General features: G+C 60.4%; 15 protein-coding genes. 2 read left to right on the plus strand and 13 right to left on the minus strand.

Translation table 11 applies throughout. The features are described from left to right. Nucleotides 1-24: 24 nt before the first annotated feature. Genes ntrC through dusB form a run of 3 tightly spaced genes read right to left on the minus strand, consistent with a single transcriptional unit; the run spans nucleotide 25 to nucleotide 3588 of the window. Nucleotides 25-1473: a nitrogen regulation protein NR(I) gene (gene ntrC, locus AACZ55_RS11315; RefSeq protein WP_338606910.1), complete on the minus strand. Its 1449-nt coding sequence runs from the start codon at nucleotides 1471-1473 to the stop codon at nucleotides 25-27. 4 nt (nucleotides 1474-1477) lie between these two features. Further along, nucleotides 1478-2593 carry an ATP-binding protein gene (locus AACZ55_RS11320; RefSeq protein WP_338606911.1) on the minus strand — a complete coding sequence of 372 codons (1116 nt, stop codon included), beginning with the start codon at nucleotides 2591-2593 and terminating at the stop codon, nucleotides 1478-1480. Beyond that, nucleotides 2590-3588, minus strand: coding sequence for a tRNA dihydrouridine synthase DusB (gene dusB / locus AACZ55_RS11325; protein WP_339646157.1), 999 nt, complete (start codon nucleotides 3586-3588; stop codon nucleotides 2590-2592). Before dusB ends, AACZ55_RS11320 begins: the two co-directional genes overlap by 4 nt. A gap of 186 nt (nucleotides 3589-3774) precedes the next feature. On the opposite strand from dusB, the gene AACZ55_RS11330 reads away from it, so the two are divergent. Continuing rightward, nucleotides 3775-4959: a bifunctional 2-C-methyl-D-erythritol 4-phosphate cytidylyltransferase/2-C-methyl-D-erythritol 2,4-cyclodiphosphate synthase gene (locus tag AACZ55_RS11330; RefSeq protein ID WP_339646159.1), complete on the plus strand. Its 1185-nt coding sequence runs from the start codon at nucleotides 3775-3777 to the stop codon at nucleotides 4957-4959. A 3-nt stretch (nucleotides 4960-4962) separates the two neighbouring features. Further along, entirely contained in the window at nucleotides 4963-5454 is a 492-nt protein-coding gene (locus tag AACZ55_RS11335) for a CinA family protein (protein WP_339646161.1), read from the plus strand. Here AACZ55_RS11335 and AACZ55_RS11340 read toward each other — a convergent pair. The 10 genes from AACZ55_RS11340 to AACZ55_RS11385 form a co-directional block, all read right to left on the minus strand. Further along, on the minus strand, nucleotides 5442-5882 hold the full coding sequence (locus AACZ55_RS11340) for a type II toxin-antitoxin system RatA family toxin (RefSeq protein ID WP_338606914.1): 441 nt from the start codon (nucleotides 5880-5882) through the stop codon (nucleotides 5442-5444). The two genes, AACZ55_RS11335 and AACZ55_RS11340, sit on opposite strands and share 13 nt — an antisense overlap. Then, the gene (gene lipA, locus AACZ55_RS11345) at nucleotides 5882-6841 is read right to left on the minus strand and encodes a lipoyl synthase (protein ID WP_339646163.1); all 960 of its coding nucleotides are present in this window, start codon (nucleotides 6839-6841) and stop codon (nucleotides 5882-5884) included. Before lipA ends, AACZ55_RS11340 begins: the two co-directional genes overlap by 1 nt. A gap of 20 nt (nucleotides 6842-6861) precedes the next feature. Further along, a complete protein-coding gene (locus tag AACZ55_RS11350; RefSeq protein WP_338606916.1) occupies nucleotides 6862-7119 on the minus strand; it encodes a hypothetical protein in 258 nt (85 codons plus the stop codon). 154 nt (nucleotides 7120-7273) lie between these two features. Then, nucleotides 7274-8713 carry a dihydrolipoyl dehydrogenase gene (gene lpdA / locus AACZ55_RS11355; protein ID WP_339646165.1) on the minus strand — a complete coding sequence of 480 codons (1440 nt, stop codon included), beginning with the start codon at nucleotides 8711-8713 and terminating at the stop codon, nucleotides 7274-7276. Between the two features lie 21 nt (nucleotides 8714-8734). Next, nucleotides 8735-9361, minus strand: a complete 627-nt coding sequence (locus AACZ55_RS11360) for an SGNH/GDSL hydrolase family protein (RefSeq protein ID WP_339646167.1) — start codon at nucleotides 9359-9361, stop codon at nucleotides 8735-8737. A gap of 10 nt (nucleotides 9362-9371) precedes the next feature. After that, a complete protein-coding gene (locus tag AACZ55_RS11365) occupies nucleotides 9372-10742 on the minus strand; it encodes a pyruvate dehydrogenase complex dihydrolipoamide acetyltransferase (RefSeq protein WP_339646169.1) in 1371 nt (456 codons plus the stop codon). Nucleotides 10743-10756: 14 nt separating this feature from the next. Beyond that, nucleotides 10757-12163: a pyruvate dehydrogenase complex E1 component subunit beta gene (locus AACZ55_RS11370; protein WP_339646171.1), complete on the minus strand. Its 1407-nt coding sequence runs from the start codon at nucleotides 12161-12163 to the stop codon at nucleotides 10757-10759. Nucleotides 12164-12187: 24 nt separating this feature from the next. Further along, complete coding sequence (gene pdhA, locus AACZ55_RS11375; protein WP_339646173.1) at nucleotides 12188-13195, minus strand: pyruvate dehydrogenase (acetyl-transferring) E1 component subunit alpha; 1008 nt, start codon at nucleotides 13193-13195, stop codon at nucleotides 12188-12190. A 206-nt stretch (nucleotides 13196-13401) separates the two neighbouring features. After that, entirely contained in the window at nucleotides 13402-13722 is a 321-nt protein-coding gene (locus AACZ55_RS11380) for a septum formation initiator family protein (RefSeq protein WP_338606922.1), read from the minus strand. Nucleotides 13723-13850: 128 nt separating this feature from the next. Beyond that, on the minus strand, nucleotides 13851-14680 hold an 830-nt coding region (locus tag AACZ55_RS11385), incomplete at its 5' end, for a phosphopyruvate hydratase (protein WP_339646175.1).

Genomic DNA, 14680 nt, shown 5'->3' on the forward strand with positions numbered 1-14680 from the left:
GCGATTTGCCCTTTGGGACGGTGCTCACCCCAATTGCCGGGAGTGTTTGACGATTTCGATGCCATGGCCCCGGATTTTCTTGCGCAGCGTATTGCGGTTGAGGCCGAGAAGTTCGGCTGCCTTGATCTGATTGCCTGCGCATAGATTGAGAACCGTCGAAATCAACGGCACCTCGACCTTGTCTATGATCCGCTGATACACGCCGGCGGGGGGCAGATTGGGCTCATATTCCCTGAAGAGTTCGGCCAGATCGCTTTCGATAACCGTCACGATGTCCGCAGGTCCGGGCTTTGACGAGAAATTGCCGCGGTCGGCGAGGTTGAGTTCGTTCTGGACAATCTCGAGCGAAATGACTTCGTCGACGTAGAGCGCGGCAAGGCGCCGGACGAGATTTTCGAGTTCGCGGACGTTTCCCGGCCAGTGATATTGCTGCATGAGCTTGAGCGCGTCGGAAGAAAGCACCTTGGGTGCCTCGTTTTCGCGCTGCGCGGCCTTCAAAAAGCTGGCGGCGAGATCGGGCACGTCGTCGATGCGTTCACGCAGCGGCGGCAGGCGGATGGGGACGACGTTGAGGCGGTAATAGAGATCCTCGCGGAACAGGCCCTGCCGGATCAACTGGCTGAGGTCTCTATGTGTCGCAGCGACGATACGCACGTCGGTCTTGATGGCCGTACGGCCCCCGACCATGGTGTATTCACCCTCCTGGAGCACGCGCAGCAGGCGGGTCTGTGCGTCCATGGGCATATCGCCAATTTCATCGAGAAACAGCGTGCCGCCTTCGGCCTGCTCGAACCGGCCCGAGGAGCGCGACGTCGCCCCGGTAAAGGCTCCCTTTTCGTGGCCGAACAGTTCGGCTTCGATCAGGTCGCGGGGAATGGCGGCCATGTTGATGGCAACGAATGGCCCATTCTTGCGCTTGCCGAAATTGTGCAGCGCCTTGGCGACCAGTTCCTTACCGGTACCGCTCTCCCCCGTAATCATCACGGTCAGATCGGTCTGCATAAGGCGGGCCAGTGCCCGATAGATATCCTGCATGGCGGCCGAGCGGCCCACCAGCGGCATGTTTTCGTTCTGGTCTTCCTGACGGCGATCGGGCGCGGGCCGTTTGGCATCGGCAAGGGCCCGGCCAACGACGGCCAGAACCTCGGTAATGTCAAAGGGCTTGGGCAGATACTCATAGGCGCCCATTTCCGAGGCCCTGATGGCCGTCATGAATGTGTTCTGGGCGCTCATGACGACGATGGGCAATTCGGGGCGGAGTTTCTTGATCTTGGGCATGACGTCGAACGCGTTGCCATCGGGCATCGAGACGTCGGTAATGAGAATGTCGCCCTCGCCGCGCGTCACCCAGTTCCACATTGTCGAAATGTTGCCGGTGGGCCGGACTTCGTAGCCGGCGCGAGAGAGCGCCTGATTGAGCACCATGCGGATCGCGGCGTCATCATCTGCGAGGAGAATTGTCTGTCCGGCCATGGTCTTAGTCCTGGTCTTCGGCTTGGCTGATGTCGGTATTCTGGGCAACGGGCAGGAGAATGCGGAAGCGCGTTCGTCCCGCCCTGCTGTCGCAATCGATGACGCCGCCATGGTCGCCCACGATTTTTGCGACGAGCGCCAGGCCAAGGCCCGAGCCCGAGAGCTTTGTCGTGACGAACGGATCGAACAGGAACGGCAGGATGTCGGATGGCACGCCGGGCCCATTGTCTTCGATAACGATTTCAAGCGGCAGTGAGACCCGATTGCTGTTTCCCGAAACGCTGATACGGATGCCCGGTCGGAATGCTGTCAAAATCCGAATTTCCGGTTTGTTTGTTCTTTCAAGTGCTTCTGCGGCGTTCTTAATCAAATTCAAGAAAATCTGGATCAGCTGGTCGCGGTCACCGAGCACCGGCGGCAGGCTCGGGTCGTAATCCTCTGAAAACGTGATGCCCTTGGCCACGCCGTTGGCGGCGAGCAGCTTTACCCGTTCGAGAATGACGTGAATATTGATCGGTGTCCGTTCGACGGGCCGTTCGTCGCCAAACACCTCCATGCGGTCGACGAGATCGACAATCCTGTCGGTTTCGTCGCGAATGAGACGTGCCAGCGCCCGGTCGTCTCCCGTTGCCGATTGCTCGAGCAATTGGGAGGCGCCGCGGATGCCCGAGAGCGGGTTCTTGATTTCATGGGCCAGCATGGAGGCCAGGCCGGTCACCGAACGCGCCGCCCCGCGCGATACGAGTTGGCGGTCGATCTTGTCGGCCATTGTCCGCTCCTGGAAGATGAGCGTGACGTGACCGGGCATTTCGGGAATGGGGCTGGCATAGACGTCGGCGATCCTGTCTTCGATCACCCGGGCGGTGCCGACCTGAACGCGATATTCGATCATTGGTGCGAGCCGGGACGCGACGCTTTCGATCAGGCCCAGAATGGGTGAGCCGAACGCAATGAAATCGGACAGTTTCTGGCGCGTCAGGATGGATGCGGAGGCGTGGAAGAACGCCTCGGCCGCGTAATTGGCAAAAGTTATCGAGCCGTCCTGAGCACAGACGATGACCGGCTGGGGCAACGACTGGAGTATGGAGGTATGGAGATCGAGTTCCATAAGCGCGCTCATGCGGCCTGGCTCCATGTTTGTTCGAAAAGTTGAGGCAGCAGGCGCAGGACGGCGTGGGGGTCGTTTTCGGTCATGATCGGGCGGCGGGCCGCATTGGACACTTCGCCAGCAGCATCGAGGTACCAGCCAATATGCTTGCGCGCCACGCGAACGCCGAGTTCGATGCCGTATTCGGACAGCATGTCCTGGTAGTGGGCGGCGACAAGGTCGATCAGCTCGCTACCCTTGGGCGTGGCCGGGGCTTTGCGTCCATCGAGATGGGCGGCCACCTGCCCGACGATCCATGGTTGGCCCTGGGCGCCACGGCCGATCATGACGGCATCGGCGCCCGATTGGTCCAGCGCGATATCGGCCTCGTCCGGTCCGAGAATATCGCCATTGACGACGACAGGAATATTGACGGCCTCCGTGACCGGCCTGACGAGGTGCCATCGGGCCGTGTCCTTGTAGAACTGCTGGCGGGTGCGGCCGTGCACCGTGATCATTTTGATCCCGGCGTTCTCGGCGCGGCGGGCGATATCGGCGGCGTTGAGGTTGTCGTCATCCCAGCCGAGGCGCATTTTGACGGTAACGGGCAGGCTGGTGGCGGCGACGACTGCCTCGACGAGCGAGAGGGCGATATCTGGCACCCGCATCAGTGCGGACCCGGCAAACCCGTTGGTGACGCGCTTTGAAGGGCAGCCGAAATTGATATCGATGACGTCGGCCCCCGCCTCCTCGGCTATCCGGGCACCGCGCACCAGCCAATCGGCCTCACATCCGGCAAGCTGCACGATATGGGGCAGGCCGTGGCTGGGCGCCAGCTTGCGGATCATCTCCTTGTGGCCCGTGACAAGGGCTGCACTGGCAATCATCTCGGATACCACCAGCCCCGCCCCGAACCGCGCGGCAAGATCGCGCATCGGGCGGTCGGTAATTCCGGCCATGGGCGCAAGGAAGGCGCGATTTGGCAGGCGGAGGTCGTCTATGCTTATTTCGCAGGCACGTTTGGCCAATTTATTGCCTTAAAACTATACAAGGGCTCAAATTTGGTGACAGATTAGTCAAAATTCGATCCCGTTCAATGGCTGATGTGAGATCAGTTTGCTAAAGACAGCGGTGCTGACCTTGTTTCGCAGGGCGTTGGGCTTTAATTGCGGACGAAGTTTGCGCAACGCGTTGCAGGGATCGAGCAGGGTTTTATGAGCGAAGACAAAACGATCGTTGCGCTGGTTGTCGCTGCGGGACGCGGAGAGCGGGCGGGCACCATCGGCCTTCCCAAACAGTACCGTTCGGTGGCCGGAAAACCTCTGCTGACCCGAACGCTCGACGCATTGCTGGCGGTGAAGGCAATCGACCGTGTCATAGCAGTTATTGGTGCAGGACAGGAAGAGATGTTTGCCGATCTGGGTCTTTCTGACGCAAGGCTGGCAGCTCCGGTCATTGGCGGGGAGACACGGCAGGTTTCTGTGCTGAAGGGACTGGAATCGCTGGCCGGCCAGTCTCCCGATATCGTGCTCATCCACGACGGTGCCCGCCCGTTTGTCGATGCTGCCCTGATCGGCAACGTCATTGCGGCACTGGCCGACGCCGATGGTGCGCTACCGGTGACGCTGGTGACGGACACGATCAAGCGTTCGCTCGATGGCAAGACTGTGGGCGGTACCGAGGACCGCACCCAGCTTTTTGCCGCGCAGACGCCGCAGGGATTTCATTTCAACGCCATTTACAACGCGCACAGACGTGCCATCGAAATGAGCGACGGATTTACCGATGATGCAGCGATCGCCGAATGGGCCGGTTTGAGCGTTGCTCTTGCACAAGGCAATACACGCAACATCAAGATAACGCTGCCTGATGATTTCGAGCGGGCCGAGCGCATGATGACTGAGGGACAGACGATGGAAACACGGGTCGGATCGGGCTATGACGTTCATGCCTTTGCCGAGGGCGACGCCGTCGTTCTGGGCAATATCGCCATTCCGCACACCGCCCGGCTCAAGGGGCATTCGGATGCGGACGTGGTGCTGCATGCTCTTGCGGATGCCATTTACGGCGCGCTGGCCGATGGAGACATCGGCAAGCACTTCCCGCCCGGTGAAATGAAGTGGAAGGATGCCGACTCCTCGATCTTTCTCGAACACGCGTCGGAGCTGGTTCGGCAGCGCGGCGGGCGACTCGTCCATATGGACGCAACGATCATCTGCGAGCATCCAAAAATCGGCCCTCATGTCTGGGCCATGCGGGCGCGGATTGCGGAAATTGCGAGAGTGAGTGTGGATCGGGTTGCGATCAAGGCAACCACTTCGGAGCGCCTCGGCTTTACCGGTCGTGAGGAAGGTATCGCAGCGCAGGCCGTTGCCACCATCGAACTGCCGCGGAGTTAGACGATGCTCGATAACGAAACGCTGGCACTGGCAAAGAAGGTCAATGACCGGCTGATCCTGGCCGGTCATATGATGGTGACGGCGGAAAGCTGCACGGGTGGGCTGATCGCCGGGGCGATCACTTCGGTCTCGGGGTCGTCCGGCATGCTCTATGGCGGGTTTGTCACGTACTCCAACGATGCCAAGACAGCAATGATCGGTGTGCCCGCGGCATTGATCGCGCAATACGGGGCGGTTTCAGAACCGGTAGCGCGCGCCATGGCCGAAGGCGCCTTACGCAAGGCCAGCGTAGACCTGGCGATTTCGGTAACCGGCATCGCCGGGCCGGGCGGCGGATCGGACGAAAAGCCGATCGGGCTGGTTCATTTCGGACTGGCCACACCCGATGGGACACATCATCGCGAAGAGCGGTTCGGCGATCTGGGCCGCGACATGGTCCGGCAGGCCACGGTGCGCGTGGCGCTGGAAATGGTGATGGAGGTTTACGCCCCGTAGCGCTTGTGGGCCTCGGCCACAAACGCATCCATGATCTCTTCCTGCTTTGCCGCGAAAGCGGGTTCGGCCACTGAGCGGATCAGCGGATTGGCGATCTTGAAGTCGATGTCGAAGACGATAGCGGTCCCCTGCCCGTCTTCGGTGAAGCGCCAGGTGCTGTCGAGATGGCTGAACAGGCCATCAACTGCTCTGGCCTTCAATGTCATCGCTTCAGGATCGACCGCGATCCGGCTGGTATAAGCCTGGCTGATCGGGCCGAAGCGGATGTGCATGCGGGCATCGAATTTTTCGTTCGGATTTGCCGCATCGCGGCGCACTTCCATGCGCTCGCAGTGGGGGATGAATTTGGGATAAGTGTCGACGTCCGCCACCAACGCAAGCATTTGCGCTGCCGAGTGCGGCACATGCCGCTCCAAATGCTTCTGCATCAAGCCAGTCCGAGTTTTTCCTGCCGCGCCTTGCGCAGGGCGGCGAAATCCTCGCCCGCATGGTGCGAGGAGCGAGTGAGCGGGCTCGACGACACCAGAAGGAAGCCCTTGGTCTTGGCGACCGTAGCAAAGGATTTGAACTCCTCGGGAGTCACGAACCGCTCGACCTTGTGATGCTTGCGGGTCGGCTGGAGGTACTGACCGATGGTGAGGAAATCGACGTCTGCGACGCGCAGATCGTCCATGAGCTGAAGCACTTCGTTGCGCTCTTCGCCCAGCCCGACCATGATGCCGGACTTTGTGAACATCTGCGGATCGAGTTCCTTGACCCGCTGTAGAAGCCGGATTGAATGGAAATAGCGCGCGCCCGGGCGGACCGTGAGGTATTTGGACGGTACGGTTTCAAGATTGTGGTTGAAGACGTCAGGCTTTGCCGCAACGACGGTTTCCAGAGCGCCCGGCTTGCGCAGGAAATCGGGCGTCAGAATCTCGATGGTGGTTCTGGGATTGCGGGCGCGGATGGCCCGGATAACGTCGGCGAAATGCTGCGCACCGCCGTCGGCGAGATCGTCGCGGTCGACCGAAGTGATGACGACATGTTCGAGGCCAAGTTTTTCGACGGCCTTTGCAACGTTTTCGGGCTCATGGGGGTCGAGCGCGGTCGGCAGACCGGTGCGCACATTGCAGAAGGCGCAGGCGCGGGTGCAGATTTCGCCCATGATCATCATCGTGGCGTGCTTCTTGCTCCAGCACTCGCCGATGTTGGGACAGCCCGCTTCCTCGCAAACGGTGACGAGATTGTTCTCGCGCACGATCTGTTGGGTTTCGCGGTAAACGGCCGAACCGGGCGCCTTGACCCGGATCCAGTCGGGCTTGCGCAGCATCTCGGTGTCGGGACGCTTCGCCTTTTCAGGGTGTCTTGGAGATTTGGTGCCTACGGTATCGAGAAGAGTGACCATTGTGTCCTTTTCCGAACCCGTCAGGCTGATGTGTCCAACACCCTGACAAAGGTTACGACGAATACGGCCCCAGCGGCTGCCACGCTGAGCTGGCGCATGAGCCAGTTTGCTATCGGTACGTCAATGCCAAAATAGGCAATGGCGAAACTTACCGCGAGCGATCCGGCCACGCCTGCGGCCAGATAACGCCAGATCAAGTTGGTTCCAAACAGAAATGCGCCGATCAGGCCAATAACCAGTCCGACCAGCACCCAGTACATCAAGAGCTCTTGAGCCATGACGAACCCCAATATGGACGGTTTCAGATATCTATCCGCTCCATATTTACCACGGGTGCCTTCCTTCCTGAGAGGACATTGGATGAATTGCTTACCGAATTATCAACCTTGAATTTACTTTACGAACGATCGGCCGGCAAAGCCCTGAGCCATTTCATATGTTGAGTGCCTGACCGTATGCGTCAAGTACACTCTCCTTCATCGTTTCCGACAGGGTCGGATGGGGGAAGATGGTGTGCATCAGGTCTTCCTCGGTGGTTTCGAGATTCATCGCCACCACAAAGCCCTGAATCAGTTCGGTCACTTCGGCGCCAACCATGTGTGCGCCCAAAAGCTCGCCGGTCTTTTTGTCGAAGATGGTCTTGACCAGACCATCGGGCTCGCCCAGCGCGATTGCCTTGCCGTTGCCCACGAAAGGGAAACGGCCGACGCGGATGTCGCGGCCGGCTTCCTTGGCCTTCGCTTCAGTCATGCCGACGCTGGCCACTTGCGGTTCGCAATAGGTGCAGCCGGGGATCTTTGACTTGTCGAGGCCATGAACCGTCTTGCCGGCGATGGTTTCGACGGCGAGCACGGCCTCGTGCTCGGCCTTGTGGGCCAGCATTGGGGGGCCGGCGACATCGCCGATGGCCCAGATGCCGTCAACATTGGTGCGGCCATGGCCATCCACGACAATGACGCCGCGGTCAATCTTGACGCCAGCCTTTTCCAGCCCGAGATTTTCCGAATTGGCCTGAACCCCAACGGCAGAAATCAGGACATCGGCCTTGATTTCCTTCTTGTCGCCGTTCTTGAGCTCGACATGGGCGGTAATCCCGTCCTTGGATTTGTCGACCTTGGACACCTTGGCATCGGTCAAAATCGAAATGCCGCGCTTTTCGAATCGCTTGCGGGCCAGACCGGCGATCTCGGCATCCTCGACCGGCATGATCTGCGGCAGCAGTTCGATAACGGTCACTTCGGCGCCAAGCGAGCGATAGAAGGAGGCGAATTCAATGCCGATTGCGCCCGACCCCATCACGGCCACGGATTTCGGCATCTTCGCAGGCTTGAGGGCTTCGAAATAGGTCCAGATCTTATCGCCATCCGGTTCGATGCCGGGCAGCACGCGCGGGCGCGCGCCAGTCGCGACGATGATGTTCTTGGCTTTGTAGGTGCCTTCGCCCAGTGTCGTCTTGGGTTTGGGATGCTGAGGTTCGACGGCCTTCTTTTTGGTCGCCTCGACCTTGATCTCACCGGGCTTGGTGATAGTTGCCTCGCCCCAGATGATATCGACCTTGTTCTTTTTCATCAGGAACTGAACGCCATCATTCATCCGGCCGGCAATACCGCGCGAGCGCTTGACGATGGCCTCGATATCGAACCCGAACGTGTCGGCTGTCAGCCCGTAATCCTTGGCATGATCCATGTGGCCGTAGATTTCGGCCGAGCGCAGCAGCGCCTTGGTCGGGATGCAGCCCCAGTTCGAACAGATGCCCGCCATGTGCTCGCGCTCGACGATTGCGGCCTTGAGGCCCAACTGGGACGCGCGGATGGCCGCAATATAGCCGCCGGGACCGGCGCCGATCACGATGATATCGTATTGATCTGCCATGGCTTTCCTCTTGGTTCGGGGCTAGAGCCCCAGCATGTCCTTGACGAGCGGCGCCAGTGCGTCGCCGATTGCGCGTGTGTTGGCCGGGTCGAGATGCACGCCATCAGCCGGATCGGCTTTGGCGACCGTTGCCGCATCGAAGAATTGGCAGCCAAGTTCGTCGGCGACACGCTTGTAATGGTGCGCCAGCTGGCGGCTTTCCGCGATTGTCTCACTGAACCTGGGGTCCAGCGGGGGGCTGGCCGGTTCGATGCAATGGGGTGGTGATATCAGGAGAAGCTGAGCTTGCGGAGCCTCTGCTCTGACGATTTCACCCAGCCGCTTGATGCCGCGCGAAGCGCCCAGGGCACTGCCGCAGACAAAGCTTTTCATGTCGTTGGTGCCGAGCATGATGGCGACGGCATCGAGCGGGGCGTGGCTGTGGATCAGCGTCGGCAGGATACGCGCGCCATTGCGGTCTGCCGTGGTGGTGAAGTCGTCAAAGGCGGTGCTACGACCGCCCAGACCTTCGGCAATAACCCGCGCCTTGCCGCCCAGCCCGACTTCGAGCCGGGTCGGCCAACGGTCTTCATAGGCGTGGCGCCGGCCCTGTACGACAGCGTCGGAGCCATAGGTGAGACTGTCGCCATAGGCGAGGATGGTTTTCATCAGGGGCGCCTCAAGCCAGCATCATCACGGGCGTTTCGATCAGCTTCTTGAACGCGGCCAGAACTTCTGCCCCGAGGGCTCCATCGACCGAGCGGTGATCGCATGAAAGCGTCACGGTCATGAAGCTGCCGGTCTTGATCTGACCCTTTTCCGCATAGACCCGCTCTTCGCCCGCACCGACGGCAAGGATGGTGCCGTGCGGCGGGTTGATGACGGCGCCGAAATGCTTGATGCCGTACATGCCCAGATTGGAGACCGCCGACGCGCCACCCTGATATTCATGGGGAGCAAGCTTTTTCGACCGCGCGCGGGTGGCCAGATCCTTGACCTCGTCGGAAATCTGGCGAAGGCTCTTGGTGTCGCAGGATTTGACGACCGGGGTGAACAGCCCGCCAGGCACGGCGACCGCCACGGCGACATCCGAGCGGTGATGATAGAGGATCGAATCTCCGGCCCATGTGGCGTTGGCTTTTGGCACCTGCTGAAGCGCAATGGCCCAGGCCTTCATGATGAAATCATTGACCGAAAGCTTGTAGCCGGGTTTGCCGTCCTTGTCTTTGGGAGCGGCCGCGTTGATTTCCTCACGCGCTTTCATCAGCGCGTCGATATTGCAATCGAGCGTAAGATAGAAATGCGGCACGGTCTGCTTGGATTCGGTCAGGCGGGCGGCAACGGTCTTGCGCATGCCGTCATTGGGCACGATGTCATAGGTGCCCTCCTCGTACATGGCCAGAACCTGGTTCTTGCCCAGACCGGCAGCCAGTGGCGCACCGGTGGCGGGGGCCGTGCCCGGCTTTGTCGAAACGCCGTCCTTTTTGGCCTTCTCGATATCGGCCTTGATCACGCGCCCTTTGGGGCCCGAGCCGGAAACGGCGGCAAGATCGATCCCGGCGTCCTTGGCGAGACGCCGCGCCAGTGGCGAGGCGAAAACGCGCTTGCCGTCAGACTTGGGCGCGGGAAGCGGCTCGGGAGGTGGCTTGGCATCGGAGCTCGAAGACGGCGCCTTGGGCGTGTCTTTCGACTTTTCCTCTGCCTTGGGTTCCTCGGCATCAGCCTTGGGTTCGTCCTTCGGCGCTTCGGTCTTCGGCGCTTCGGTCGTGGGGGCGGGTGCGGCCTCGTCGATGTCGGAGGCGCTCTCGCCCTCTTCGAGCAGGACGGCAATCACGGCGTTGACCTTGACGTTCTCGCTGCCTTCGGAGACCAGAATCTTGCCGATGGTGCCTTCGTCGACCGCTTCCACTTCCATGGTCGCCTTGTCGGTTTCGATCTCGGCGATCACGTCTCCGGACGAAACGCTATCGCCTTCCTTGACGTGCCACTTGGCCAGAGTGCCCTCTTCCATGGTGGGCGACAGGGCGGGCATCGTGATGTTGATAGGCATCGCAAGAGCCTCCCTTAGCTGCGGTAGGTGACGGCGTTGACCGCGGCGATGACCTCGTCGACGCTGGGCAGGGCCAGCTTTTCGAGGTTGGCGGCGTAGGGCATGGGCACGTCCTTGCCGGTCACCCGGGTGACCGGTGCGTCGAGGTAATCGAAGGCGCGTTCCATGAGGCGGGCCGAGATTTCCGAGCCGATACCGCCCTGCGGCCAACCTTCCTCGACGGTAACGATGCGACCGGTCTTTTTCACCGATTCAATCACCGTATCGATATCGAGCGGACGCAGGGTGCGCAGGTCGATCAGTTCGACATCGACGCCGGCGGCAACCAGCTTTTCGGTGGCCTGGGTGGCGTAGCGCATGCCCATGGAGAAGGACACGATGGTCACGTCCTTGCCTTCACGCGCGATGCGCGCCTTGCCGATCGGCAGAACGAAATCGTCCATCTTGGGCACTTCGCCGGTGGTGCCATAAAGAAGTTCGTTTTCGAGGAAGACGACCGGATTGGGCGACCGGATCGCGGCCTTGAGCAGCCCTTTGGCGTCGGCCGCGGTATAGGGCGCGATAACGGTCAGGCCGGGAACGTGGCTGTACCAGGCCGAATAATCCTGGCTGTGCTGGGCACCGACGCGCGAAGCAACACCGTTGGGGCCACGGAACACCATGGGCGCGGTCACCTGCCCCCCCGACATGTAGAGCTGCTTGGCGGCGGAATTGATGATCTGGTCGATGGCCTGCATGCCAAAGTTCCACGTCATGAACTCGACGATGGGCTTGAGGCCCGCAAACGCCGCGCCCACGCCCAGACCGGCAAAGCCATGCTCGGTGATCGGGGTATCGATAACCCGCTCGGCGCCGAATTCCTGCAGCAGGCCCTGGGTGACCTTATAGGCGCCCTGATATTCGGCCACTTCCTCGCCCATGACAAAGACGTCCTTGTCGGCGCGCATTTCCTCGGCCATGGCGTCGCGCAGGGCTTCACGAACCGTTATGGTCACCATCTCGACATCGTCGGGGATATCGGGATCGTCCTGCGGTTTGAACTGCGGCGCGGCGGGTGCGTCCTTGGCCTTTGTCGTGGGCTCGGTTTTTTCGGCCGCTTCGGTATCGGGGCCGGGCTTTTCGGATTCCTTTGGCTCGTCGGAGCCAATTTCGGGCGTCGCGACATCGTCGGCGCTCTCACCCTCGCCCAACAACGCGGCGATCGGGGTGTTGACCTTGACGCCTTCGGTGCCCTCGGCGACGAAAATCTTGCCGATCACGCCTTCATCGACGGCCTCGACTTCCATGGTGGCCTTGTCGGTCTCGATCTCGGCCAGGACATCGCCGGGGCCGACCTTGTCACCTTCCTTGACGATCCACTTGGCAAGAGTGCCCTCTTCCATGGTGGGCGAGAGCGCGGGCATAAGAATATCGGTTGGCATATCGTGAGGTCTCCCTGCCGGCGCTTATACGGTGATGTCGGTATAGAGCTCGGACGTTTCGGGCTCGGGATCGTTGGTGGCAAAGTCCGCGGCTTCCGTGACGATGGCGCGAATATCCTTTTCGATATCCTTGAGTTCGTCCTCGCTGGCAAATTTCTGCTCGAGAATGCGCTTTCTGACCTGCTCGATCGGATCGCGCTCGGAGCGCATGGTGGTCACTTCGTCTTTGGAGCGGTACTTGGCCGGATCGGACATGGAATGGCCGCGATAGCGATAGGTCAGCATTTCGAGAATATAGGGCCCCTTGCCCGACCGGGCATGTTCGATGGCCCGCTCGGCGGCTTCCCTGACCATGCGCACATCCATGCCGTCGACCTGTTCGCCCTCGATGCCGAAGGACACACCGCGCTGGGACAGATCGGTGGTCGAGGCGGATCGCTCGACGGAGGTGCCCATGGCGTATTTGTTGTTCTCGATCACATAGACGACCGGCAGCTTCCAGAGCTTGGCCATGTTGAAGCTCTCATAGACCTGGCCCTGATTGGCCGCACCGTCACCGAAATAGGTGATCGAAACCGATCCATCGCCGCGATATTTCGAAGCGAAGGCCAGCCCGGTACCAAGCGAAACCTGCGCCCCGACGATGCCGTTGCCGCCATAAAAACGATGTTCGTTGGAGAACATGTGCATCGAGCCGCCCTTGCCCTTGGACAGCCCGCCCTTGCGGCCGGTCAACTCGGCCATGACGCCTTTGGGGTCGAGCCCCATGACCAGCATGTGCCCGTGGTCGCGATAGCCGGTAATCTGGGCGTCTTCGCCCTTCTTGGACGCCATGGTGATGCCGGTAACGACAGCTTCCTGGCCGATGTAAAGGTGACAGAACCCGCCAATCAGACCCATGCCGTACATCTGGCCGGCTTTTTCTTCAAAGCGCCGGACAAGCAGCATTTCGCGGAAAGCGTGGAGTTCCTCTTCCTTTGTGAATTCGGGGGCATTGGATTTGGCCTTGGCGGCCGTCGCTTTACGCGCCATGCGATATCTCCGGAAAGAACGTCATCGCTGCCGCCACCCTTTTGGAGGCTGGACGGGATGCTGAATGCATTGATGCACAATAGACCGAAGGACGCCAGACGCCAAGCGCCGCTACGAAGCCGAAACAATACGCATATCATTGATTTCATAGCACAAAAGACGATAAACATAATTGCGGTTAATTTTATTTCTTAACCGCAATCCGATTAACTTGGATCGTCGGGAACGATTATGATGTCGTCGGGATGCACCAGGCCGAGAAGCGCGCGGGCCCGCTCCGTCAGGATGTCTGGATCGAGCCGCCGCGGGTCAAACAGGGCTATCCGATGCTCATAGGAATCGATCTCGGTTTCGAGAGCCGCCCTGCGGGCCTCCAGCACCTTGATTTCTTCCAACATTTCCCGCTGGCTGTCGATCCCGAACGTTCCGGTGACGACATGATAACCCAGATAGCCCTGAAACGCGAGCAGGCCGGCGGTGATGCCGAGCTTGACCAGGATCGATGGGCGTTTGACGCGGGTGGGCATGAGATCGGACGATACGCAGGAACTGGAAGGCTCCTTATCGCACAGCTATGCTTAAGGACTGGTTTCCGGCGCTGCCAACGGCGCGTGATCGCATCGAAAAAGGGGCGCCCGAGGCGCCCCCTGCCCTGTTACTGCCCCTTGAGGATAGAACGGCCGGCGTAACGCGCCGAGGTCCCAAGGAACTCTTCTATGCGGATCAGCTGGTTGTACTTGGCTAGCCGGTCCGAGCGGGCCAACGAGCCGGTCTTGATCTGCCCGCAATTGAGCGCGACGGCGAGATCGGCGATTGTCGAGTCCTCGGTCTCACCGGAACGGTGCGACATGACCGAGGTGTAGGACGCCTTGTGCGCCATCTCGACGGCCTGCAGGGTTTCCGAGAGCGAGCCGATCTGGTTGACCTTGACGAGGATCGAGTTGGCAACACCCATCTTGATGCCCGAATTGAGGCGCTCGGTATTGGTGACGAACAGATCGTCGCCGACCAACTGAACCTTCGAGCCGATGGCTTCGGTCAGGGCCTTCCAGCCCTCCCAATCGTCTTCGGCCATGCCGTCTTCGATCGAGATGATCGGGAAGCGGGTGGTGAGGTCTTCAAGGTAACGGACCATGTCGTCCGAACCCAGCGTCTTGCTCTCGCCCTTGAGATTGTAGCTGCCATCCTTGAAGAATTCCGTCGAAGCGCAATCGAGCGCCAGATAGACGTCCTCGCCCGGTGCGTAGCCGGCCTTTTCAATCGACTTCATGATGAAGCCAAGGGCGTCCTCGGTGGAATTGAGATTGGGTGCAAAGCCACCTTCGTCACCCACATTGGTATTGTGCCCCTCGGCAGCCAGCCCCTTTTTCAGGGTATGGAAGATTTCCGAACCGATCCGCACCGCGTCAGCGATCGAGTCCGCACCGACCGGCATGATCATGAATTCCTGGATGTCGATCGGGTTGTCGGCATGTTCGCCGCCAT

Source organism: uncultured Pelagibacterium sp. (assembly GCF_963972885.1).
Classification (GTDB): Bacteria; Pseudomonadota; Alphaproteobacteria; order Rhizobiales; family Devosiaceae; genus Pelagibacterium; species Pelagibacterium nitratireducens.